The sequence below is a fragment of the Streptococcus infantis genome, assembly GCF_047464615.1.
GTDB classification, from domain to species: Bacteria; Bacillota; Bacilli; order Lactobacillales; family Streptococcaceae; genus Streptococcus; species Streptococcus infantis_Y.
Map to the genome: position 1 here is coordinate 15,617 of NZ_JASHBO010000011.1, position 23,260 is coordinate 38,876.

Here is a 23,260-nt window from a genome sequence, read left to right on the forward strand (position 1 = left end):
TGTTGACTTTTACGAGTTAAAGGTTTATACTGAAAGGCGAAAACGGTAGGTGAGGCTACCATAGGGATACGGATGACTACCGCAAAGCAGTGGAGACACTACTCGTTGGTCAACAGTCCTGGTCGCGAAGGTCAAGACTAAGCTCATTACATCGCCCTATGGAGTTAAAGCTTGAACGAAAACGGATAATAAGTTTTTTAGTCCTGCCATTTTATGGCAGGATTTTCTGCTGTTTTAGAACAAAGAAAGGAGACAAACGATGCAAATTGACGATCATCCAGAACCGCACATACACAGCCAATCGCTGATTTGTGTCGTTTTGTCCTTATAAAGCGATTGGTTTCTGTGTATGAAATTATCATTCATACAGATAGGAGAAACCAATGAAAACTACAAAAGAAAGACTAGCAGCAGCTATTCAAACCCCATTAAAAGATAGTCTAGCTTTTTACCATACAAGTCTAAAAGGCTTAGACCAAGAACAAGTCGAAGAAAACCGTGACCTGTATGGTGAAAACACCATTACCAAGGGTCAAGAGGATTCCATCTTTAAGAAGATTTATGAGTCCATTATCAATCCTTTCACAATCATTTTGCTTGTGATTGCCTTTATTTCTCTCGTTACAAACGTTTGGCTTGCCAAACCTGGCCAAGAGGACCCAACTACCTCTATCATTATTGTTGTCTTAGTCTTGATATCAGGAGGCATCCGTTTTGTCCAAGAGTTACGGAGCGACAAGGCGACAACCAATCTTTCAAAAATGATTGTCAACACGGCAACTGTCATTCGTGATGGTCTGGAACAAGAGTTGCCAATCGATGAGTTAGTTGTGGGAGACCTCGTGAAATTGAGTGCTGGAGATATGATCCCAGCTGATATTATCTTATTTGAATCCCGTGACTTTTTCGTTCAACAGTCAGGTTTGACTGGAGAAAGTGATGCAGTCGAAAAACTTGCTTTAAATAAAGCGACTAGTCAAGATGTAGATAGCCTCTTAGAAGCAGAATCTTTGGCATTCATGGGGACAAACGTTATCTCAGGAAGTGCTACAGCTATGGTCCTAGCAGTTGGGGATGACACCATGATGGGAGCCATCGAGCAAACTCTCAACACCTATGATGAGCCAACTTCTTTTGAACGTGAAATGAACAGTATTTCTTGGCTCTTGATCCGCTTGATGCTTGTCATGGTTCCGATTGTGTTTTTTGCAAATGGTTTAACCGATGGAGACTGGCTAGAGGCTGGAGTATTTGCCTTGAGCGTGGGTGTCGGACTGACACCAGAAATGCTTCCGATGATTATTACAGCCAGCTTAGCAAAAGGTTCCATTATCATGGCCAAGGAAAAGGTAGTCATCAAAAAACTAAATGCTATCCAAGACTTAGGAGCAATCGATATCCTTTGTACGGATAAAACTGGAACTCTAACGCAAGATGAGATTGTCTTAGAATATCCCTTGGATATCCATGGTGATTTGGATATGGCGGTCTTAAGAAGAGCTTATCTAAATTCACATTTCCAAACAGGTTTGAAAAACTTGATGGACCGTGCCATTATCAGTAGAACTGAAAAAGAAGTTAAGGAACACGCTATCCTACAAAATCTAGACACCAGCTTCCAAAAAATCGACGAACTACCATTTGATTTTGAACGTAGACGCATGAGTGTTATCGTCAAAGATGATAGCAATGTTGTTAGTATGGTGACCAAAGGCGCTTTAGAAGAAATGTTGAACATTTCGACACATGTGGAATATCGTGGAGAAATAATCCCTATTACGGAAGGTATTCGCCAAGAAGTACTGGCAGAAGTTGGTCAATTAAACCGTCAAGGCTTGCGTGTCTTAGGTGTTGGCTACAAATCAGGTTTACGTGAAGACTATGCCTATGCTGTGGATGATGAAAGTGATATGATCCTTACGGGTTACCTTGCCTTCTTGGATCCACCAAAACCATCTGCAGCACCCGCTATCCAAGTCCTACTTGAGCATGGTGTCAGAACAAAGATTTTAACTGGGGATAATGAAAAAGTAACCCAGGCCATCTGTGAAAAGGTTGGTTTGGATGTTGAGCAGATGCTTTTGGGAGCTGATATTGACCAAATGACAGACCAAGAGTTGGCAGAAGCGGTTGAAAGTGTAACAGTCTTTGCCAAATTGTCTCCTGACCAAAAAGCGCGTATCATTCTACAGTTAAAGAGAAATGGTCACGGTGTTGGTTATATGGGAGATGGTATTAACGATGCCCCATCCATGAAGGTGGCAGATGTCGGTATTTCTGTAGATACAGCAGTCGATATCGCCAAGGAAACAGCGGATGTTATCTTGCTAGACAAGGATCTCATGGTTCTTGAAACTGGTATCGTTGAGGGCCGTAAGGTCTACGCCAACATGACCAAATATATTAAGATGACCGTTAGTTCAAACTTTGGGAATATCTTCTCACTCCTTGTTGCGAGTATCTTCTTGCCATTTTTACCAATGGCCCCTGTTCATCTCATTGTCCTAAACCTAGTCTACGATTTATCTTGTGTGGCATTGCCATTTGATAATGTGGATCAAGATTTCCTCAAACAACCCCATACATGGGAAGCAAAATCCATTACGCGATTTATGGTTTGGATGGGACCAATCTCATCTGTTTTTGATATTTTGACCTTTATCTTCCTCTACTTTATCATTGTTCCTTTGGTGACTGGCCATCATTATGTTCATGGGTCAGAATCTGCCCTTCAGTTTATTATCTTGTTCCAAACAGGATGGTTCATCGAATCTATGTGGTCTCAAACCATGGTCATCCATATGCTTCGTACAGCAAAAGTTCCTTTTGTACAAAGCAGACCAGCTTGGCTTGTGATTTTGATGACACTGGTTGCAGCCTTTTTCGTAACCAGTCTACCTTATGGACCGCTAGTAAATATCCTTCGTCTAGCACCCTTAGGACTTCCTTACTTCTTGTTCTTAATCTGTATTATTTTCTTGTATATGTTTAGCGTTACAGTTATTAAGGAGTTTTACATTAAGAAGTATAAAGAATGGTTATAGTTCGTATTTTGTCAAGAAAAAAGTTCAAAAATTGCCAAAAAAGTTAAAATTTTTTAAAAATAGGTCGCAAGTCCGATGTTTTTTATGGTATAATAGTCTAAACTGATAGTAACATGTAGCGAAAGGGGTAGGTACATGATTAAAATTTATACAGTCTCAAGTTGTACTAGCTGTAAAAAAGCGAAGACCTGGCTCAATGCCCACCAGTTAAGTTATAAAGAACAAAACCTTGGTAAGGAAGGAATTTCGAGAGAAGAACTACTTGATATTTTGACAAAAACAGACAATGGAATTGCAAGTATCGTATCATCGAAAAATCGTTATGCAAAGGCCCTTGGTGTTGATATCGAAGATTTGAGTGTGAATGAAGTGCTCAACCTGATTATGGAAACACCACGTATCTTGAAAAGTCCGATTCTTGTAGATGAGAAACGTCTACAAGTCGGCTATAAAGAAGACGATATCCGTGCCTTTTTGCCACGCTCTGTCCGTAATGTGGAAAATGCAGAAGCGCGTTTACGTGCGGCTCTATAAAACATCAAGGCTGGGAGTGACTCCTGGCCTTCTCTAATATTTAAATTGGATAACATGTGAGGATTTATGAAAAAGTTAGTCATCGGAACATTCGCAGCACTATTTTTGCTCGTTGGATGTGGTCAGAAAAAAGAAACAGCAGCTTCAACTACTGAGAGTTCTCAGGAAGCTCTACAGTCTACCTTGCCCGTATTAGAAAATGCAACCAAGAATACAGTTGTTACTAAGACCTTGGTTTTGCCAGCTGATGAGAGTGGAGCACAGCAAACTCAAATCATTACTTACAAAGGCAATCAATTTTTAAGCTTGACCATTCAGCAGAAACGTCCTGTATCAGAAGATTTAAAAAATTATATTTCTGAACGTGGATTAGACGAAGCTAAAAAAGCTCTTAAAGAAGCTGAGGACAAGGATGAATCTGTGCAGGCAGCTCGAAAAATTTCAGGCTTTACCATTGAAACGACTCTTTTAAATGAGAAAGAAATGGAAACCAAGACTAGCTATGATTTCCAAACACTGGATCTCAAAAAAGCAAGTGAAAACGAATACTTGAAGAATGTTGGACTGGAAAATCTATTGAAAAACGAACCAGAGGACTATATTGCTAATCGTGTTGCAAATGGGGCAACAGTCCAGTAAAAAGTCAGAGAAAATCAGCAGAATCAGACTGTGTGATTTGTAGAACGACCGCGAATGTGCTATAATAGTACTATTCTAAGGAAAGAGGGTGTTAGAATGGGATTTACTGAAGAAACCGTACGTTTTAAATTGGACGATTCCAATAAAAAAGAAATCAGTGAAACATTGACAGATGTCTATGCTTCTTTGAATGAAAAGGGCTATAACCCTATTAACCAGATCGTGGGCTATGTTCTCAGTGGAGACCCAGCTTACGTTCCTCGTTATAACAATGCACGAAATCAAATCCGTAAGTATGAGCGAGATGAAATCGTTGAAGAACTGGTTCGCTACTACCTTAAAGGACAAGGAGTCGATCTATAATCTATGAGAATTATGGGATTGGACGTTGGCTCCAAAACGGTAGGAGTAGCGATTAGCGACCCGTTAGGTTTTACGGCACAAGGACTTGAAATCATCCAAATCAATGAAGAACAAGGTCAGTTTGGTTTTGATAGACTTGAGGAGTTGGTTGATACATACAAGGTGGAGCAGTTTGTTGTCGGTTTGCCTAAAAACATGAACAACACAAGTGGCCCACGGGTGGAAGCTAGCCAGGCATATGGCGAGAAGTTGGTAGAGCTCTTTGGCTTACCGGTAGATTATCAAGATGAACGCTTGACTACGGTTGCTGCTGAGCGTATGTTGATTGAGCAAGCAGATATTAGTCGCAATAAGCGTAAAAAAGTTATTGATAAATTAGCTGCTCAATTGATTTTGCAAAATTATTTAGATAGAAAATTTTAAGACAGAGGAGAAACTATGTCACACGATCACAACCACGATCACGAAGAACGTGAACTTATTACACTTGTAGATGAGCAAGGAAACGAAACTTTATTTGAAATCCTTTTGACTATTGACGGAAAAGAAGAATTTGGTAAAAACTATGTCCTTCTTGTACCAGTTAACGCAGAAGAAGATGAAAATGGTGAAGTTGAAATCCAAGCATACTCATTCATCGAAAATGAAGATGGAACAGAAGGTGAATTGCAACCAATCCCTGAAGATTCAGAAGATGAATGGAACATGATTGAAGAAGTCTTCAACAGCTTTATGGAGGAGTAAAAACGTTCGGGGAACGTTTTTAGCCCTGCGCTAGAAATTAGAAACGCAGGTAGTCTGGTAGACTGTATCAGCCCAGTTCCTTAAAATAAGGGAGAACTGGTAAGTCCAGTGGACGTTTTTAGCCTGACGCTAAAAATAAAAACCGTCAGTAAGTTCGGGGGATGTTTTTAGCCCAGCGCTAGAAATTAGAAACGCAGGTAGTCTGGGAGACTGTATCAGCCCTGCTTCTAGAAATAAGAAAAAGCAGGAACGTCCGAGGGGTATTTTTCTCCCATACTAGAATTAAATACTAGCTAATGAAGTAAAAAGCGAAGAGAATCTTCGCTTTTTTGTTAAGGATTAAGGAGATTAAGCGTGTTTGAAGTAGAAAAATGGCTTCATAGTCGAATCGGTTTGAATTTTAGATCAGGTTTGGGGCGGATGCAGAGTGCGGTAAACTTGCTGGGAAATCCTGAGCAAGCCTATCCTATTATCCATGTGACAGGGACAAATGGAAAAGGTTCAACCATTGCCTTTATGAGAGAGCTCTTTGTTTCTCATGGTAAGAATGTGGGAACCTTTACTTCCCCTCACATTGTTAGCATTCATGATCGGATTTGTATCAATGGTCAACCCATATCGGACGTAGACTTTATCCGTTTAGCAAATCAAGTTAAGGAAATGGAGCAAAGACTTCTAGAAACCCACGATCAGCTATCTTTTTTTGAATTGTTAACTGTGATTGCTTTGCTTTATTTTAAAGAACAAGAGGTGGACCTAGTTCTATTGGAAGTTGGAATTGGTGGCTTGCTTGACACGACCAATGTGGTGACTGGAGAGATCGCAGTTATTACATCAATCGGCCTAGATCATCAGGAGACCTTGGGCAATAGTCTGGAAGAAATCGCAGAACAGAAGGCAGGGATTTTTAAGCCAGGAAAGGTATCAGTGATTGCAAACTTAGCTCCTGAAGCCCAGCTCGTTTGTCAAAAGATAGCAGAAGATTTAGATGTAACTCTCTATCAAGCTGACCGAGATTTTTCTTTCAAATCAGGAGATTTTTCTTCTTCTCTAGCGGATTTGACCCGACTAAAACTGGGTTTGGAAGGAGCTTATCAAGAGGAAAATGCCGCCCTTGCTTTGCAGGCATTTCTGTTGTTTATGACAGAGAGAGGTGAAAAGGTCAATGAGGAAGTTATCCGGTGTGCTCTGAAAACAACCAGCTGGGCTGGGCGTCTAGAAGCTGTTACGGAGCACATTTATTTGGATGGGGCTCACAATTTACCGGCTTTAGAGCGGTTGGTTGAATTTATCCAGCAAAAAATTCAGCAAGGTTGTCACCTTCAAATCCTTTTTGGAGCTTTAAAGCGTAAGGATTATAGCGGAATGTTAACTTATTTGACAGATCATTTACCTGATACAGCTCTCTATGTGACGAGCTTCGACTATCAAGGCTCTTTGGAGGAGCAGGATTTGAGCGGCTATCATAGAGTTGCTTCCTATCGAGACTTTATAGATGATTTTGAAAAGTCTGCAGGGGAGAAAGACTTGCTATTTGTGACAGGTTCTCTCTATTTTATATCTGAGGTTCGTGCCTACCTTGTGAATGTTTGAACCCGCTTGATATAGTAGAGGTGAAATGGCTCAGCAGTATTATGATACTTCATAGTTGTTAAAAGAAAGGAGACATTATGTCACTAAAAAAAATTCACACTTTCTCTTGCTACTGTGGTAAGTCTTAGTCTTTTAGTTGCTTGTTCGTCAACAACTAAGTCGACACCTTCATCCCAAGCAAGCACTAGCTCTGAAGTGAGCACTAGTCAAGTATCAGAAACCAGTGCTTCTAGTTCTAATACTAGTGCAAAGACTGACACAACTACTAATATAGATGGGACCTACAAGGGCCAAGACGAGGGAGATAGCATTACTCTCGTTGTTACTGGTAATACTGGAACATGGACAGAAGTTGAAGCTGATGGTGATCAGGAAATTAAAAAGGTCACTTTTGAACCAGAAAATCAGAGAGTCTTTATTGGAGACGATATCAAGATTTATGTGGCTGAAGAGAACCAGATTATTGTCGATGACATGGACAGCGAGGCTTCGGATCGTATCGTTTTAAAGAAATAGACATCATTTGTTGGGATTTGGATCTGTAAAAGACGGATTCAAATCCTTTTTTCATTGACTTTGAGCTCAAAAAAATTCCATACTTTTAAGGTAGCTAATGTCTACCACAAAAGTATAGAATGAGTGAAATTAAAGAAATCGTTCTTGTAAAAATTGAGCGACGCCATCTTCGTCGTTGGTTAATGGTAGTTGCTCGTCTGCGAAAGGTAACAGAGCAGGATTTGCGTTTTTCATGGCATATCCTTTACCTGCAAAAGAAAGCATTTCTTGGTCATTATGTTCGTCACCAAAGGCAATCAAATTCTGTTTGTCTATATTCATGACATTGAGAAGATATTCAAGGGCAAAGGCCTTGTGAACTCCTTTGGGAGTACACTCGAGAATGTTCAAAGGGCCGCCCCAAGTGTTAATATTGAGTTGGTGCTTGTAGAAGCTGTTCATCTCTTCAGCCAGTGCATATTTATCGTCTGCCCTAGTTTGTAATAAAATACAGTTAGGCCCTTTGGTCACTAAGTTAGACTGGAATTGATTTTCTGGGCGAAAGTTTTCAACACCAAATAATTTAGGGTTGGCAATTTCTTTGTCCAGGGCTGTAATGTAAAACTTTTTACGGTATTCACCTGCGATAAAGTCTGCCTCAATCTCCTCTTTTCGTTTCACGATATCCAAGAGGTATTTTTTGTCCACAGTCAGACACTTTTCATGTTTCCAAGTCTTACCTGGCAGATGAGTGAGTGAGCCGTTGAAATTGATCATAGGGGTTTCAAGTTCAAGTTGGTCATAAAAATCTTTGGCCATACGGTAAGGGCGACCAGTTGCGATAACAACTTGGTGGCCTTTTTTAGAGATTTTCTTAATCGTTTCAATAGTAAAATCAGAAAGTTTGCTTTCAGAGTTGAGCAAGGTTCCGTCCAAATCGACGGCAATCATTTTTTTAGTCATAAAATCCTCCCGAATCTAGTTTCAGATAAGATGTTTTCTATTATATCAGAAAGTGACTAGAAAAGCTGATAATAAGCGAAAATAAAGAGAATAATATCTCATAAGAATTTTTAAAATTAGAAAAAATATCTTGAAAATATGAATGATTGGTGATATAATGGTGTTATTGTTCGTAAAATGACAAAGGAGATTAAAAATGGACAAACTATTTAAACTAAAAGAGCACGGGACAGATGTTCGTACAGAGGTGCTTGCTGGTTTAACAACTTTCTTTGCAATGAGTTATATTCTCTTTGTAAACCCTCAAATGCTTTCACAAACAGGAATGCCTGTTCAGGGTGTATTCTTGGCGACAATTATCGGTTCTGTTGTGGGAACTTTGATGATGGCCTTCTATGCTAACTTGCCATATGCGCAAGCTCCAGGTATGGGACTCAATGCCTTCTTCACATTTACCGTCGTATTTGGGATGGGTTATAAATGGCAGGAAGCCCTTGGAATGGTCTTCATCTGTGGGATTATTTCATTGATTATTACATTGACCAATGTTCGTAAAATGATCATCGAATCTATTCCTACAACTCTTCGTTCAGCGATTTCAGCTGGTATTGGGGTTTTCCTTGCTTATGTTGGGATTAAGAATGCTGGTCTCTTGAAATTCTCGATTGACCCAGGTACCTATACAGTAGCAGGTGAAGGAGCAGATAAGGCTCAAGCAGCACTTACTGCAAACTCAGCAGCTGTTCCAGGATTGGTAGACTTCAACTCTCCAGCTGTCTTGGTAGCTCTTGCAGGTCTTGCTATTACTATCTTCTTCGTTGTTAAGGGGATCAAAGGTGGTATCATCCTTTCTATTTTGACAACGACAGTTCTTGCGATTGCTGTTGGTCTTGTTGATTTGTCTAGCATTGATTTTGCAAGCAACAATCTTTCATCAGCAGTTAACGACCTAGGAACCTTGTTTGGTGCTGCTCTTGGTTCAGAAGGATTGGGATCTCTGATTTCAAACACTTCTCGTTTGCCAGAAACCTTGATGGCCATTCTTGCCTTCTCATTGACAGATATTTTTGATACTATCGGTACTCTTATCGGTACTGGTGAAAAAGTTGGTATCATTGCAACAAGTGGTGAAAACCATGAGTCAGCTAAATTGGATAAGGCTCTTTACTCTGACTTGGTGGCAACTTCAGTAGGTGCTATTGCAGGTACTTCAAACGTTACAACTTATGTTGAGTCTGCAGCTGGTATCGGTGCTGGTGGACGTACTGGTTTGACAGCTTTGGTTGTTGCCATCTGTTTTGCCCTATCAAGCTTCTTTAGCCCACTTCTAGCAATTGTTCCAACAGCTGCAACTGCACCAATTTTGATCATCGTCGGAATTATGATGCTTTCTAACTTGAAAAATATCCCTTGGGATGATATGGCTGAAGCTGTTCCAGCTTTCTTCACATCTATCTTTATGGGATTCAGCTACTCAATCACACAAGGGATTGCCATTGGTTTCTTAACTTATACTTTGACGAAGGTTGTCAAAGGTCAAGTGAAAGATGTGCATGTCATGATTTGGATTTTGGATGCCTTGTTTATCTTGAACTACATCAGTATGGCTCTTAACTAATGACAAAAACTAAAAAAAGAGGGGAGTCTCCTCTTTTTTTGTTGATGGAAATATCACAAAATAAAACTTTTTGGTATAATAATTACATGTACACAAAAAATGAAGATGAGTTGGTTGCACTTGGGGAAAAGCTAGGGCACTTGTTAGAAAAAAATGATGTGTTGATTTTGACTGGTGAATTAGGTGCTGGGAAAACAACGCTAACAAAGGGTCTGGCTAAGGGATTAGGCATTCATCAAATGATTAAGAGTCCTACTTATACCATTGTTAGAGAATATGAAGGACGTCTACCCTTGTATCACTTAGATGTTTATCGCATCGAAGGGGATGCAGATTCTATCGACTTGGATGAATTTCTTTTTGGTTCAGGTGTAACGGTTATTGAGTGGGGACATCTATTGGGGGAAAATCTTCCATCAGATTATCTGGAGTTAGAAATCCTTAAAAAAGATGAGGGCCGAGAAATCGTCTTTCATGCTCATGGCCAAAGAGCGACAGAACTTTTGAAAGGATTGACGGATGGAGTATGATCTTTTAATCCGTGAAGCGGAAGCCCAGGATGCTTCAGCGGTCATTGCTCTCTTAGATCAAATTGGTCAAGAGACTAGTTTTACCAGTCTGGATGAAAATGGGATTGCAATGAGTGAGTCTGAAATGCAACATTTTTTGGATAAGCAGGCCCAGTCGGATAATCAAATTACCCTACTCGCTTTTTTGAATGATGAGTTAGTAGGAATCATCAATACAACAGCTGATCAACGTCCGCGAGTCCGTCATATTGGAGATGTCTTTTTAGGAATAAAAAAAGCTTACTGGGGAAATGGTCTCGGTAGTATCTTGATGGAAGAAACTATTGAATGGGCCAAATCAAGTGGTAGTATTCGACGGTTACAATTGACAGTTCAAAAAAGAAATCTTGCTGCGGTGCATCTGTATGAAAAAATGGGCTTTAACATAGAAGGATTACAGGAACGTGGTGCTTGTATAGAAGGAGGAGAGTTTCTAGATGTTTACCTAATGGGTCAACTGATAGACGAATAAGAGTATGGCAAAAAAGATAATCGGAATGTTTTTAGGCTTTGTTCTTGTGACAGTACTTGGTGTGGGAGCTTATGCCTATACGATCTACCAACAGAGTACACAGACCCTAGCTAAAACCTATAAAAAAATCGGTGAAGAAACCAAGGTCATTGAAGCGACCGAACCTCTGACGATTTTGCTTATGGGAGTGGATACGGGAAATGTTGAGCGTACAGACCCATGGGAAGGTAATAGTGATTCAATGATCTTGGTGACAGTGAATCCTAAAACCAAGAAGACAGTCATGATGAGTTTGGAGCGTGATATTCTCACACAAATCCAGCAGCCAGATGGTAGTGTAACGGAGGCTAAACTCAATGCTGCCTACGCCAATGGTGGAGCAGAGTTGTCTATTTCAACGATTCAAAAAATGATGAATATCCATATTGACCGTTATGTGATGGTCAACATGCATGGACTTCAAAGAATGGTTGATGCTGTGGGTGGTATTACAGTGAACAACACTCTAGGTTTCCCAATCTCTATCCAGGATCAGGAACCATTTAATACAATTTCTATCGGTGTTGGTGAACAGAAGCTAAATGGTGAAGAAGCCCTTGTTTATTCACGTATGCGTTATCAGGATCCAGAAGGAGACTATGGTCGTCAAAAACGTCAGCGTGAAGTGATTCAAAAAGTTGTCGAGAAGATTCTTAGTCTGAACAGTGTGAGTCACTATCAAGAGATTCTGAAGGCTCTTAGTGACAATATGCAGACAAATATCGAAATTACAACGACAACCATTCCTCAGTTGATGGGTTATCAAGATTCATTCAAGAATATTGAGTCTCAACAATTGCGTGGAGAGGATGCAATGCTTCAAGGGACATCTTACCAAATCGTGACATCTGAGCATATGTTAGAGATGCAAAATCTTTTACGTCGTTCGCTCGGGCAACCAGAGGTTACGAATTTGGAGACTAATGTAGTCTTGTATGAGAATCTTTATGGTCAGGGTCAGTTGCCTCAATCTACTAGTGTTGCAGTAGAAGAGTTAGAATAATAGGAAACTATTGGTCAAATCGTAGGAATTATCCTGCGATTTTTTCAAAGAAATCCGAATAGGTAAGTAGGAGGAAAAAATGAAAGCAGAAATTATAGCTGTTGGAACAGAGATTTTGACAGGTCAAATTGTCAATACCAATGCGCAATTCTTGTCTGAAAAGTTGGCTGAAATCGGTGTAGATGTCTATTTTCAGACGGCCGTAGGAGATAACGAGGCTCGTCTCTTATCCTTGTTAGAAATTACTCAGAATCGCAGTAGTCTAGTTATTTTAACAGGTGGCTTGGGGCCAACGGAAGATGATTTGACCAAGCAAACTTTGGCTCAATTTTTAGGACGTGACTTGACTTTTGATCCTCATGCTCAGGCTAAGCTAGATGACTTTTTTGCTCATCGACCAGACTATGCTAGAACTCCAAATAATGAACGCCAGGCTCAAATCGTTCAAGGTTCAACTCCATTACCAAACAAAACAGGACTGGCAGTCGGTGGCATGATCGAGGTGGCTGGGGTAACCTACGTCGTTCTACCAGGACCTCCAAGTGAATTGAAACCTATGGTCTTAAATGAGTTGCTTCCAAGATTGACAACGGGATCTAAGCTCTATTCACGTGTGCTACGTTTCTTTGGCATTGGTGAGAGCCAGCTAGTGACCATTCTATCAGATTTGATTGACCAGCAGACGGATCCAACCTTGGCACCTTATGCTAAAACTGGGGAAGTGACCCTTCGATTATCGACCAAGGCTAAGAGTCAAGAAGAAGCTGATCGTGTTCTAGATACTTTAGAACAAAAAATCCTTGAAAGAGAAACCTTTGAGGGTGTTTCACTTCGAGAAATTTGCTATGGCTATGGGGAAGAAACCAGCTTGGCTAGCCTGGTAGTAGAAGAGTTGAAAAAGCAAAAGAAAACTATCACTGCAGCAGAAAGCTTGACTGCAGGTCTTTTTCAAGCTACTTTGGCTGATTTCTCAGGTGTATCTGCTATCTTTAAAGGTGGTTTTGTGACCTATAGCCTTGAAGAAAAAGCTAAGATGCTTGATATTCCACGAGCTGAATTGGAAGGGCATGGAGTTGTCTCAGCCTTTACTGCTGAAAAAATGGCTGAACAGGCGCGAATCAAGACCCAGTCAGATTTTGGCATTAGTTTGACAGGAGTGGCTGGACCAGATAGCCTAGAAGGACATCCAGCAGGTACAGTTTTTATTGCTTTGGCGCAAGCTTCGGGGGCAGAAGTTATCCAGGCCAATATCGCAGGTAGAAGTCGTGCAGATGTGCGAGAAATTGCAGTATTACATGCCTTTAACCTAGTTCGCAAAGCTTTATTAAGTGATGGAGATTTGTTATAATAGAAGAAGGTCTAAGGACTATTAGAGTACAGGAGAATAAAATGGCGAAAAAACCAACAAAAAAATTAGACGAAATTGGCAAAAAATTTGGTGCTGATCGTGAAAAAGCCCTAAACGATGCCCTTAAATTGATTGAAAAAGATTTCGGTAAGGGATCAATCATGCGCTTGGGTGAACGTGCAGAGCAAAAGGTCCAAGTGATGAGCTCAGGTTCTTTGGCTCTTGATATCGCACTCGGATCAGGTGGTTATCCAAAGGGACGTATCATCGAAATCTACGGTCCAGAATCATCTGGTAAGACAACGGTTGCCCTTCATGCAGTTGCACAAGCGCAAAAAGAAGGTGGGATTGCAGCCTTTATCGATGCAGAACATGCCCTCGATCCAGCTTATGCTGCGGCTCTTGGGGTCAACATTGACGAATTGCTCTTGTCTCAACCAGACTCAGGAGAGCAAGGTCTTGAGATTGCAGGGAAATTGATTGACTCAGGTGCAGTTGACCTTGTCGTAGTCGACTCAGTTGCGGCCCTTGTCCCTCGTGCGGAAATTGATGGAGATATCGGAGATAGCCACGTTGGTTTGCAGGCTCGTATGATGAGCCAGGCTATGCGTAAACTTGGTGCTTCTATCAATAAAACCAAAACAATTGCTATCTTTATCAACCAATTGCGTGAAAAAGTTGGGGTCATGTTTGGAAATCCAGAAACAACTCCTGGTGGACGTGCTCTGAAATTCTATGCATCAGTGCGTTTGGATGTTCGTGGAAGCACGCAAATCAAGGGAACTGGTGACCAGAAAGATACCAATGTTGGTAAAGAAACTAAAATTAAGGTCGTGAAAAACAAGGTGGCTCCACCATTTAAGGAAGCCTTCGTTGAAATCATGTACGGAGAAGGGATTTCTAAGACTGGTGAGCTTTTGAAGATTGCAAGCGATTTGGATATCATCAAAAAAGCAGGAGCTTGGTACTCTTACAAGGATGAGAAAATCGGGCAAGGTTCTGAAAATGCTAAGAAATACTTGGCAGATCATCCAGAAGTCTTTGACGAGATTGACCACCAAGTTCGTGTCAAGTTTGGCTTGATTGAAGATGATGCAGTAGCTGATGAAAAAGTTGCACCTGCGGAATCAGAAGTAGCTAATCAAGAAGTGACTCTTGACCTTGGCGATGATCTTGAAATCGAAATTGAAGATTAAAAAGTAAAAGTGGTGGAGGAATCCCCACTTTTTCTGTTCTTTGGACTAAGGAACTGAAACAATGAGAGCTTAATACTCTTCGAAAATCAAATTCAAACCACGTCAGCTTCGCCTTGCCGTACTCAAGTACAGCCTTCGGGTCGCTTCCTAGTTTGCTCTTTGATTTTCATTGAGTATAAGATCTGCTAAAACTAGCATCTTCAGATAAAAAGTAGAAAGACTATTGAAAAAGATTTGATTTGATGATAAAATAAATTGAAAATAAAAGTAATGCCAAGGAGATTGTTGGTATGGAAAAACGTCTAGTTCGTAATGTTCAAGATAAAAAGATTGCTGGTGTTTGTGCAGGTCTTGCTGACTATTTAGATATTGATGCAACACTTATTCGTGGGCTTTGGATTCTCTTCACATTGCTAGGTGGATCAGGAATTCTTGCTTACCTCATTCTTTGGCTCATCATGCCAGAAGCTGGAACAGAAGCGTAAACTTAGTGCATCTTTATAAGATAAATCATGATAAGGCTGAAACAAAATTGTTTCAGCCTTATTTATGATGAGCTAGGGATAGTTTTTTCCAAATTTTCATCTTCTTTGGGAATAACAAAAAATCACCTGCAACAGGTGATTGTAAATCGGTTATAGAGAAAATTACAAATCTTTAATGGAGATTCAAGGTTACAATCTAGATTAGTGTTCACTAAAGCGACGGTACTCGATGTGGAAGTCAAAATAATTTTCTTCTTGTAATTTTTGGAAGATATTCCGATAGGCTTCTTCATCAAAGTGGTCGCCACGATATAGAATCTCAAAACTAAGACCTTCGTACTCCAAAAAAGCATTGGCTGTTTTGAAGCCGTTTTGTAGGTAGAAGTCCATGCGGGCTTTTCGTTGTTCGAGGTTATCACAATCTTCGTCCAACCGCTCCACTTCAAGAATCATGGTACGTTGGTAAAAATCAATGAGTTTTTCAATGATTTCTCTCCCGTAGCCATGACTACGGAGATGAGGCATAATAGCAAAGAAGCTAATGTAGAATGCTTTTTGGTTGGAAATGGCAAAAGCGAAGCCGACAAATTCTTCCTCGTTATAGAAAGCGAAAAAGTGGGCATCATCTCTATCCTGGTAACTTAAAAATTCTTCCAAAGAGACGCGTTCTTCTTCAGGAAAGGCTTCCTTGTTTAATTGGTCAACTTTCTCAAGGTCTGGGAATACATCTGTAATTAACTGGCTGGTTAAGCTCATACATAGCCTCCTTTTCTGTCACGATTATACCAGATTGTTTGTAACTAGGCAACGCTTTCTTATCCAAACTCTCTTGTTCCCCTACTAGAAAGCTGATATAATAGCCTTATGAATAAAAAATCAACGGTGGACCTGATTTATGGTCCCATCCTTCCCGCGCTAATTAGTTTTGCATTACCGATTCTACTGTCCAATATCTTTCAGCAACTTTACAATACGGCTGATATCTTGATTGTTGGGCGTTTTTTAGGGCAAGATTCCTTGGCTGCAGTTGGAGCAACGACAGCCATTTTTGATTTGATTATCGGCTTTGCCCTCGGTGTTGGAAATGGGATGGGTGTTGTTATTGCACGTCTCTACGGCGCTCGTAATTTTGAAAAGATTAAGGAAGCTGTCGCAGCAACTTGGATTTTAGGGATTATCTTGAGTGTGCTTGTCATGTTGATGGGCTTTTTTGGTCTTTATCCACTCTTACAGTACCTAGAAACACCTGTAGAAATTCTCCCTCAGTCCTATGAATATATCTCCATGATTGTTAGCTGTGTGGGAGTGAGCTTTGCTTATAATCTTTTTGCAGGTTTGCTACGATCAATTGGTGACAGCCTTGCTGCGCTTGGTTTTCTTATTTTCTCAGCCATCGTTAATGTGATTCTGGATTTGTATTTTATTACACAATTGCAGTTGGGGGTTCAGTCTGCAGGTCTTGCAACCATTATCTCCCAGGGTTTGTCAGCTATCCTTTGTTATCTCTATATCCGAAAGAGTGTTCCAGAGCTCCTTCCTAGGTTGAAGGATTTCAAATGGAATAAGGCCCTCTATGTCGATCTCTTAGAGCAGGGGCTAGCCATGGGCTTGATGGGTTCAATCGTCTCTGTCGGAAGTGTTATTTTGCAATCCTCTGTCAATAGTTTTGGAGCAGTCATTATCAGTGCTCAGACAGCAGCACGCCGAATCATGGCCTTTGCCTTATTGCCAATGACGGCAATTTCTGCCTCTATGACCACTTTTATCTCTCAAAACTTTGGTGCAAAACGTCCAGATCGCATTGTCCACGGTCTTCGACTAGGGAGTTATATCAGTATGGCTTGGGCAAGCTTTGCTTGTGTATTCCTATTTTTTGCAAGTCCTAGCCTGGTTTCTTTCCTAGCGAGTTCGACAGACGGTTACTTGATTGAAAATGGGGCTTTGTACCTACGCATCAGTTCAGTATTCTATCCGTTTTTGAGTCTTTTATTGATCTATAGAAATAGCTTGCAGGGTCTCGGTCAAAAATTCTTGCCACTTGTATCAAGCTTTATCGAGTTTTTTGGTAAAATTATTTTCGTCGCTTGGATTATTCCTTGGACAGGTTATACAGGTGTGATTCTATGTGAGCCCCTTCTCTGGCTAGTTATGACTGCCCAACTTTACTTCTCACTTTCCAAACATCCATGGATCAAAGAAGGCAAAAAACTCTTGGCTACTGGCGGGAAATCCTAGCTTAATTTACAAAAGAAAAATCCATTTCCTCTAGTGAAAATCGGATAGACTTGTGTTATAATAAGAAAGATTAAAATGTGAAAAAAGGAGATTCCTAATGGGACGTAAATGGGCCAATATCGTAGCTAAGAAAACGGCTAAAGATGGAGCTAACTCTAAAGTATATGCAAAATTTGGTGTAGAAATCTATGTGGCAGCTAAAAAAGGTGAACCAGATCCAGAACTAAACACTGCTTTGAAATTCGTTATCGATCGTGCCAAACAAGCGCAAGTACCAAAACACGTTATTGATAAAGCAATCGATAAAGCAAAAGGAAACACAGACGAAACCTTTACAGAAGGTCGTTACGAAGGATTTGGGCCAAATGGTTCAATGTTGATCGTTGATACCTTGACTTCAAACGTTAACCGTACAGCTGCCAACGTGCGTGCTGCCTTTGGTAAAAACGGTGGGAACATGGGAGCTTCAGGTTCTGTATCTTACCTCTTTGACAACAAAGGCGTTATCGTCTTTGCAGGTGATGATGCTGATGCCATCTTTGAGCTTTTGCTTGAAGCAGATGTTGATGTAGATGATGTGGAAGCAGAAGAAGGAACAATCACTGTCTACACTGCACCAACTGACCTTCACAAGGCTATCGTTGCCTTGCGTGAATCTGGTATTGAAGAATTCCAAGTAACTGAATTGGAAATGATTCCTCAATCAGAAGTTGAGTTGTCAGGTGAAGATTTGGAAACATTTGAAAAACTCTACGGAGTCCTTGAAGACGACGAAGACGTACAAAAAATCTACACAAACGTAGATGGATTCTAAGAATAAAAATAACCCCTTTGAAAATTCAGTGTTTTCAAGGGGTTTGTTTATCTTGTGATGACAAAAGGGCAGGAAAGAGACGAAAATCTCTTTTGCTCAAAACGTTATTAGTAATCTATAATTGTCCATAATCCAATGGATTGTGGAAATATCGTGGTGTTGGGATTTAGAAATCGAGGCTTGGCCTACCGATTGCTATTCCCAGTACCTTTTTAGTTATGTTAAACTTTCACTCCAGAATCAGTTTGTTCTTTTCGGTCCAGTCCGACAGCAAATTTATGAATCAGAAGAAACTGACCATTTTTCTGCTTTACAAAGTTTAAAACAACTGCCTTACTAGGTGAACTTAGGGAGAGGTAGGTGATTCTTTTGGTTTCATAATCACTGTCACTTGAATCTACTTCAGAATCTGGAATCCCATGTTCACTGATAATGTCTTTGTAATTGCTACCGCCTTGCCCTTGGTTGGAAGGGTCGCCCTCTATTAAGGCATCAAACTGTTCTTGAGTCCAGGTAAATATCTCTTCTTCCTCTTCATATTCATCAATGGTACTATTTGGCCAATCTTCATTGGTTGGTTCTTCCATGAGATAATTAGAAGAGCTACGATAGCCTCTTATAAAATCAGCGAAGATAGGAGTGAACAGCAGTTGGCTTATCAGTACAATGATAATGGAAATGAGGCCAAAGCTTGAACCAATCATAGCCAATGTTTTACGGTTTCTGAGATTGAGGGCGATGCCAAAAACTCCTAAAATCAAAGTGGCAATGGCAAGGAAAAAAGATAGGATGTTGACGATAGGTATCCAAGAACCAAGAAGCGCCAGGGCTCCAAAGATGATGGCAAGGATTCCTAAGAGTTTCTGTTCTTTTTGTTTCATGTGTGAATTTCTCATTTCTAGTAAACTGAATTCGTATCTATGTGAGATAGTGTTTATTATAGATAAAATAAGAGCTTATGTCAATTTCTGCTTAGATAGTTCTCAAGGAAACTTTTTTCTTGACATCCTATTTGAAAATGATAAAATAGTTCTCATGAAAACTTAATTGTTCGCAAGAGAACTATTTTATTTAGAAGGGAGAAAACATGGATAAACCGATGTTGGTCTTTAAACGTTTTGGGCATCAGGTTCACCTCATGGTACAAAAGGAAGCCAAGCGTTGTGGTATCGAATTTATGGGTGGACCGCAAGGACAGGTCCTCCGTTTTTTAGATCGTCGTGAGCATGATCAAGAGTTGACGCTCATTAAGGATATTGAACAAGAACTCAATGTCACCAAGTCAGTTGCTAGTAATTTAGTCAAGCGCATGGTGCAAAATGGTTTGGTAGAGTTGGAGGCAAGTCCAAGTGATAAACGAGCAAAATTTGTTCATTTGACTGAAAAATCTCGCTCTCAAATGAAGCAGGTCAAGTCTTTCTTTGATCGAATTGACCGCAGTTTACTCGATGGAGTATCTGAGGAAAAACTAGCTATTTTTGAGGAAGTCATGGGGCAATTACAGGCTAATGTAGAAAAAATAGGAGGGGAAGATGAAGAAACTCGCTAAGCGTATCACAGGAAAAGAGTGGGGAATGATTCTCTTGACTGTACTCTTTACCTGTTTCTCGGTCTATCTAGAGTTAGAAGTACCGACTTACATTTCAGAAATTACTGCATTGATAGGAACGCCAGGGACACAGTTGGATGCACTTTGGTCACCAGCTATTAAGATGATGGGTTTGTCGCTTTTGGCTTTTCTATCATCTGTGACAGTTGGATTTTTTGCAGCTCGCGTTGCAGCATCCTACACGGCTCATCTGCGTAGTGATATTTTTAATCGTGTCTTGGATTACTCTCAGACAGAGATCAAACGTTTCTCTATTCCTAGTCTTTTGACTCGGACGACCAATGATATTACGCAGATTCAAATGCTCTTTACTATGGGACTCCAAGTGGTCACTCGTGGTCCTATCATGGCTATCTGGGCCATTGGAAAAATCCTTGGCAAATCTGAATACTGGCTCTGGGCAGTAGTGGTTGCTGTTATCGTCAATGTTCTGATGACAACAGTTCTCATGACTCTAGCCTTTCCAAAACAATCTGTCATCCAGAAATTGACAGATAAACTCAATAGTATCACTCGTGAAAGCTTGACAGGGATACGAGTGGTTCGTGCTTACAATGCTGAAGATTATCAAGATAAGAAATTTGAAGAGGCCAATGATGAGGTGACTCGTCTCAATCTCTTTGTCAACCGTTTGATGGCTATTATGAATCCTATTATGATGGCGATTTCGAGCGGTTTGAGTCTAGCCATTTATTGGATTGGTGCCTATATCATCAATGATGCTAGCCTGACAGACCGTCTACCACTCTTTAGTGATATGGTGGTCTTCATGTCTTATGCCATGCAGGTCGTGATGGGCTTCTTGCTCATGGGTGCTCTTTTTATCGTCCTTCCTCGTACCTTGGTTTCTGCAGGACGTATCAATCAAGTCTTGGATCTTCATTCCACTATTGAAAATCCTAGTCAACCACAGACTGCAGAAGCATCTGTAAAAGGTCAAGTGGAATATCGTGACGTAACCTTCCGCTACTCTAAAAACTCAGAAGCGGTTGTGGAGCATGTCAGCTTCAAGGCAGAAGCAGGGCAAACCATTGCTTTTATCGGATCGACCGGTTCTGGTAAATCTACGCTTGTGAACCTCTTGCCTCGTTTTTATGATGTATCAGATGGGGAAATCCTAGTAGACGGCGTCAATGTGCAGGATTATGATTTGGAAGACTTGCGGAATAAAGTCGGCTATATCCCACAAAAAGCCGTCCTTTTCTCAGGAAATGTCAAAGGCAATCTAGACTTCGGTAAAAGTCAAGAAAGCCCACTAAGTGAGACTGCTATGTGGCAAGCTCTTGAGTTGGCTCAGTCTAAAAGCTTCATCGAGGATAAGGAGGCAGGTCTAAACTCAGAAGTGGCCCAAGGTGGGACCAACTTCTCAGGAGGACAAAGACAGCGGTTGGCTATTGCGCGTGCCTTGGCTCGTAAGCCAGAGATTCTCATTTTTGATGATTCATTCTCAGCCTTGGACTACAAGACAGACCGTATCTTGCGCCAAGAACTAGCTGAAAAAACCCAATCTATGACCAAGTTGATCGTTGCCCAACGTATTTCAACCATTATGGACGCAGACTTGATCTTAGTCTTAGATCAGGGTAAAGTCGTGGGACAAGGCACCCACAAGGAACTTCTTGCAACCAACGAAGTTTACCAAGAAATTGCCTATTCACAACTATCGAAGGAGGAATTGGAACATGGAAAATAAGAAGACGTCCCTTTGGAAACAATACAAACCTTTTCTAGCAGGTCTCCAACTTCCTCTACTAGTAGCTGTCGTGGCTGCTGTATGTTCAAGTATTATCACTGTTTATGGACCAACTAAGATTAAGGAAATCACCAACTTAATTTCAAATGGTTTGGCTACAGAAATCGACTTAGGGGCTGTAACAAGTATCGCCAGCTTTTTAGCAATTTTGTATGTACTTGGTGCCATTCTCAACTATACTCAAGCCTATATCTTTTCAACGAGTATCCAACATTTTTCAAAACGCTTGCGGACGGCCATTGCTGAAAAAATTAATCGTCTGCCACTTGCTTATTTTGACCGTCATTCTCAAGGAGATACTCTCTCTCGTGTAACCAATGACGTCGATACGGCAGCTCAGTCCCTCAACCAAAGTTTGGGGACCGTTATCTCAGCTAGTTTCTTGCTGATTGCTGTTTTGATTACCATGTTTGGGATGAACTGGATTTTGGCATTGGTAACCGTTGTTTCAACTCTTGTTGGATTTGCTGCGGTTTCAGTGATTATGGCTAAGTCACAGGGTTACTTTAAAGCCCAACAAAATAATTTAGCAGCTGTAAACGGCTATGTGGAAGAAATGTACTCTGGCCACAATGTGGTGACCAGCTATAACGCTGTGGATACCACTAAAGAAAAATTCGCAGGATTGAATCAAGATCTACATGATAGTATCTGGAAATCTCAGTTTATTTCAGGGATCATGATGCCCGCTATGTTCTTTGTCGGAAACTTTAGTTATGTTTTGGTTGTTATCGTCGGTGCTGCCTTGGCTCTTGAAGGCCATATCAGTATTGGGATTATCGTAGCTTTTATGGTTTATGTTCGTACCTTCTCACAACCCTTATCACAAATTGCTCAAGGGATTACGAGCTTGCAACAAGCTAGTGCAGCCATGACACGTGTCTTTGAATTCTTGGGTGAAGCGGAGATGGAAGACGAGTCTCATAAGGAGAGACAATTAACCGACATGAAGGGTCAAGTGGTCTTTGACAGAGTTGCCTTTGGCTATACTCCTGAGAAAACAATCATCCATGATTTTTCTGCGACAGCTCATGCAGGGCAAAAGGTTGCCATTGTTGGGCCGACTGGAGCGGGTAAGACTACTATTGTCAACCTCTTGATGAAATTTTATGAGATTGATAAGGGAAGCATTCGCATTGATGGTGTTGATGCCAAGGCTATGAAGCGCTCAGAAGTGCACGATGCCTTTTCAATGGTCCTGCAGGATACATGGCTCTTTGAAGGAACTATTCGAGACAATCTCATCTACAATCAAACAGGTATCAGTGATGAACGTGTGATTGAAGCTGCCAAAGCAGTAGGAATCCACCACTTTATCACAACCTTACCAGATGGCTACGATACTGTTTTGGATGATACAGTGACCTTGTCAGTCGGGCAGAAACAGCTCTTGACCATCGCTCGTGCCCTTCTCAAAGATTCTCCACTCTTGATTCTTGATGAAGCGACATCCTCAGTCGACACACGTACAGAGGAGTTGATTCAGAAAGCCATGGACCGTTTGATGGAGGGACGCACATCCTTTGTCATCGCCCATCGCTTATCAACTATCCGTAATGCTGACTTGATCCTGGTCATGAAAGATGGAAACATCATCGAGCAAGGTAATCATGATGAACTGATGGCTCAAGGTGGTTTCTATGCTGACCTCTACAACAGTCAATTTACAGAAGATGAAGTAGAAGAATAAAACCAAAGAAGGCTTGACGGCCTTCTTTTTCTTCTTTATACTGGTATAATAGAA

22 protein-coding genes, 1 pseudogene and 1 riboswitch are annotated in these 23,260 nt (G+C 40.8%); of the genes and pseudogenes, 20 read left to right on the forward strand and 3 right to left on the reverse strand.

The annotated features are described in order from the left end of the window. The first annotated feature begins 37 nt into the window (after positions 1–37). Positions 38–191, forward strand: a riboswitch (M-box (ykoK) riboswitch). A gap of 192 nt (positions 192–383) precedes the next feature. The 8 genes and pseudogenes from mgtA to QM450_RS07485 form a co-directional block, all read left to right on the forward strand. Next, positions 384–3,044: a magnesium-translocating P-type ATPase gene (gene mgtA / locus QM450_RS07450; protein WP_049549169.1), complete on the forward strand. Its 2,661-nt coding sequence runs from the start codon at positions 384–386 to the stop codon at positions 3,042–3,044. 135 nt (positions 3,045–3,179) lie between these two features. Continuing rightward, positions 3,180–3,578 (forward strand): transcriptional regulator Spx, encoded by a 399-nt coding sequence (gene spx / locus QM450_RS07455; protein WP_000591164.1) that lies wholly within the window; start codon positions 3,180–3,182, stop codon positions 3,576–3,578. 66 nt (positions 3,579–3,644) lie between these two features. Continuing rightward, complete coding sequence (locus tag QM450_RS07460) at positions 3,645–4,217, forward strand: SP0191 family lipoprotein (RefSeq protein ID WP_000737513.1); 573 nt, start codon at positions 3,645–3,647, stop codon at positions 4,215–4,217. A 96-nt stretch (positions 4,218–4,313) separates the two neighbouring features. Beyond that, on the forward strand, positions 4,314–4,580 hold the full coding sequence (locus QM450_RS07465) for an IreB family regulatory phosphoprotein (protein WP_000507060.1): 267 nt from the start codon (positions 4,314–4,316) through the stop codon (positions 4,578–4,580). Between the two features lie 3 nt (positions 4,581–4,583). Continuing rightward, positions 4,584–5,003 (forward strand): Holliday junction resolvase RuvX, encoded by a 420-nt coding sequence (ruvX, locus tag QM450_RS07470; RefSeq protein WP_049549170.1) that lies wholly within the window; start codon positions 4,584–4,586, stop codon positions 5,001–5,003. Positions 5,004–5,018: 15 nt separating this feature from the next. Continuing rightward, positions 5,019–5,324: a DUF1292 domain-containing protein gene (locus QM450_RS07475; protein ID WP_000017624.1), complete on the forward strand. Its 306-nt coding sequence runs from the start codon at positions 5,019–5,021 to the stop codon at positions 5,322–5,324. Between the two features lie 354 nt (positions 5,325–5,678). Further along, positions 5,679–6,917: a bifunctional folylpolyglutamate synthase/dihydrofolate synthase gene (locus QM450_RS07480; protein WP_414320161.1), complete on the forward strand. Its 1,239-nt coding sequence runs from the start codon at positions 5,679–5,681 to the stop codon at positions 6,915–6,917. 87 nt (positions 6,918–7,004) lie between these two features. Continuing rightward, positions 7,005–7,433 (forward strand): annotated as a pseudogene (locus QM450_RS07485) (SP_0198 family lipoprotein); the annotation flags it as partial. 129 nt (positions 7,434–7,562) lie between these two features. Here QM450_RS07485 and QM450_RS07490 read toward each other — a convergent pair. Beyond that, positions 7,563–8,375 (reverse strand): Cof-type HAD-IIB family hydrolase, encoded by an 813-nt coding sequence (locus QM450_RS07490; protein ID WP_414320162.1) that lies wholly within the window; start codon positions 8,373–8,375, stop codon positions 7,563–7,565. A 196-nt stretch (positions 8,376–8,571) separates the two neighbouring features. On the opposite strand from QM450_RS07490, the gene QM450_RS07495 reads away from it, so the two are divergent. From QM450_RS07495 to QM450_RS07525, 7 genes are all read left to right on the forward strand, one after another. Continuing rightward, positions 8,572–9,993 (forward strand): NCS2 family permease, encoded by a 1,422-nt coding sequence (locus tag QM450_RS07495; protein WP_414320163.1) that lies wholly within the window; start codon positions 8,572–8,574, stop codon positions 9,991–9,993. A gap of 86 nt (positions 9,994–10,079) precedes the next feature. Next, the gene (gene tsaE, locus QM450_RS07500) at positions 10,080–10,523 is read left to right on the forward strand and encodes a tRNA (adenosine(37)-N6)-threonylcarbamoyltransferase complex ATPase subunit type 1 TsaE (protein WP_007555495.1); all 444 of its coding nucleotides are present in this window, start codon (positions 10,080–10,082) and stop codon (positions 10,521–10,523) included. After that, positions 10,513–11,034, forward strand: a complete 522-nt coding sequence (locus QM450_RS07505; RefSeq protein ID WP_049526485.1) for a GNAT family N-acetyltransferase — start codon at positions 10,513–10,515, stop codon at positions 11,032–11,034. Before tsaE ends, QM450_RS07505 begins: the two co-directional genes overlap by 11 nt. Before the next feature lie 4 nt (positions 11,035–11,038). Next, positions 11,039–12,076 carry a biofilm formation/cell division transcriptional regulator BrpA gene (gene brpA, locus QM450_RS07510; protein WP_414320164.1) on the forward strand — a complete coding sequence of 346 codons (1,038 nt, stop codon included), beginning with the start codon at positions 11,039–11,041 and terminating at the stop codon, positions 12,074–12,076. 79 nt (positions 12,077–12,155) lie between these two features. Next, a complete protein-coding gene (locus QM450_RS07515; RefSeq protein WP_414320165.1) occupies positions 12,156–13,424 on the forward strand; it encodes a competence/damage-inducible protein A in 1,269 nt (422 codons plus the stop codon). Between the two features lie 41 nt (positions 13,425–13,465). Next, positions 13,466–14,620: a recombinase RecA gene (gene recA / locus QM450_RS07520; protein ID WP_414320166.1), complete on the forward strand. Its 1,155-nt coding sequence runs from the start codon at positions 13,466–13,468 to the stop codon at positions 14,618–14,620. A gap of 290 nt (positions 14,621–14,910) precedes the next feature. After that, a complete protein-coding gene (locus tag QM450_RS07525) occupies positions 14,911–15,105 on the forward strand; it encodes a PspC domain-containing protein (RefSeq protein WP_414320167.1) in 195 nt (64 codons plus the stop codon). A gap of 201 nt (positions 15,106–15,306) precedes the next feature. On the opposite strand, the gene QM450_RS07530 is transcribed toward QM450_RS07525, so the two are convergent. Next, a complete protein-coding gene (locus QM450_RS07530; RefSeq protein WP_414320168.1) occupies positions 15,307–15,861 on the reverse strand; it encodes a GNAT family N-acetyltransferase in 555 nt (184 codons plus the stop codon). Between the two features lie 108 nt (positions 15,862–15,969). On the opposite strand from QM450_RS07530, the gene QM450_RS07535 reads away from it, so the two are divergent. Both QM450_RS07535 and QM450_RS07540 read left to right on the forward strand, forming a co-directional pair. After that, positions 15,970–17,340, forward strand: coding sequence for an MATE family efflux transporter (locus QM450_RS07535; RefSeq protein WP_414320169.1), 1,371 nt, complete (start codon positions 15,970–15,972; stop codon positions 17,338–17,340). Positions 17,341–17,437: 97 nt separating this feature from the next. Next, a complete protein-coding gene (locus QM450_RS07540; RefSeq protein ID WP_000532896.1) occupies positions 17,438–18,154 on the forward strand; it encodes a YebC/PmpR family DNA-binding transcriptional regulator in 717 nt (238 codons plus the stop codon). Between the two features lie 221 nt (positions 18,155–18,375). On the opposite strand, the gene QM450_RS07545 is transcribed toward QM450_RS07540, so the two are convergent. Then, positions 18,376–19,035 carry a hypothetical protein gene (locus QM450_RS07545; protein ID WP_414320170.1) on the reverse strand — a complete coding sequence of 220 codons (660 nt, stop codon included), beginning with the start codon at positions 19,033–19,035 and terminating at the stop codon, positions 18,376–18,378. Positions 19,036–19,241: 206 nt separating this feature from the next. On the opposite strand from QM450_RS07545, the gene QM450_RS07550 reads away from it, so the two are divergent. The 3 genes from QM450_RS07550 to QM450_RS07560 are packed head-to-tail and all read left to right on the forward strand — an operon-like array spanning position 19,242 to position 23,206. After that, positions 19,242–19,703, forward strand: a complete 462-nt coding sequence (locus tag QM450_RS07550) for a MarR family winged helix-turn-helix transcriptional regulator (protein WP_414320171.1) — start codon at positions 19,242–19,244, stop codon at positions 19,701–19,703. Beyond that, on the forward strand, positions 19,687–21,456 hold the full coding sequence (locus QM450_RS07555) for an ABC transporter ATP-binding protein (RefSeq protein WP_414320172.1): 1,770 nt from the start codon (positions 19,687–19,689) through the stop codon (positions 21,454–21,456). Before QM450_RS07550 ends, QM450_RS07555 begins: the two co-directional genes overlap by 17 nt. Beyond that, on the forward strand, positions 21,446–23,206 hold the full coding sequence (locus QM450_RS07560) for an ABC transporter ATP-binding protein (protein ID WP_414320173.1): 1,761 nt from the start codon (positions 21,446–21,448) through the stop codon (positions 23,204–23,206). Before QM450_RS07555 ends, QM450_RS07560 begins: the two co-directional genes overlap by 11 nt. Positions 23,207–23,260 lie beyond the last annotated feature (54 nt).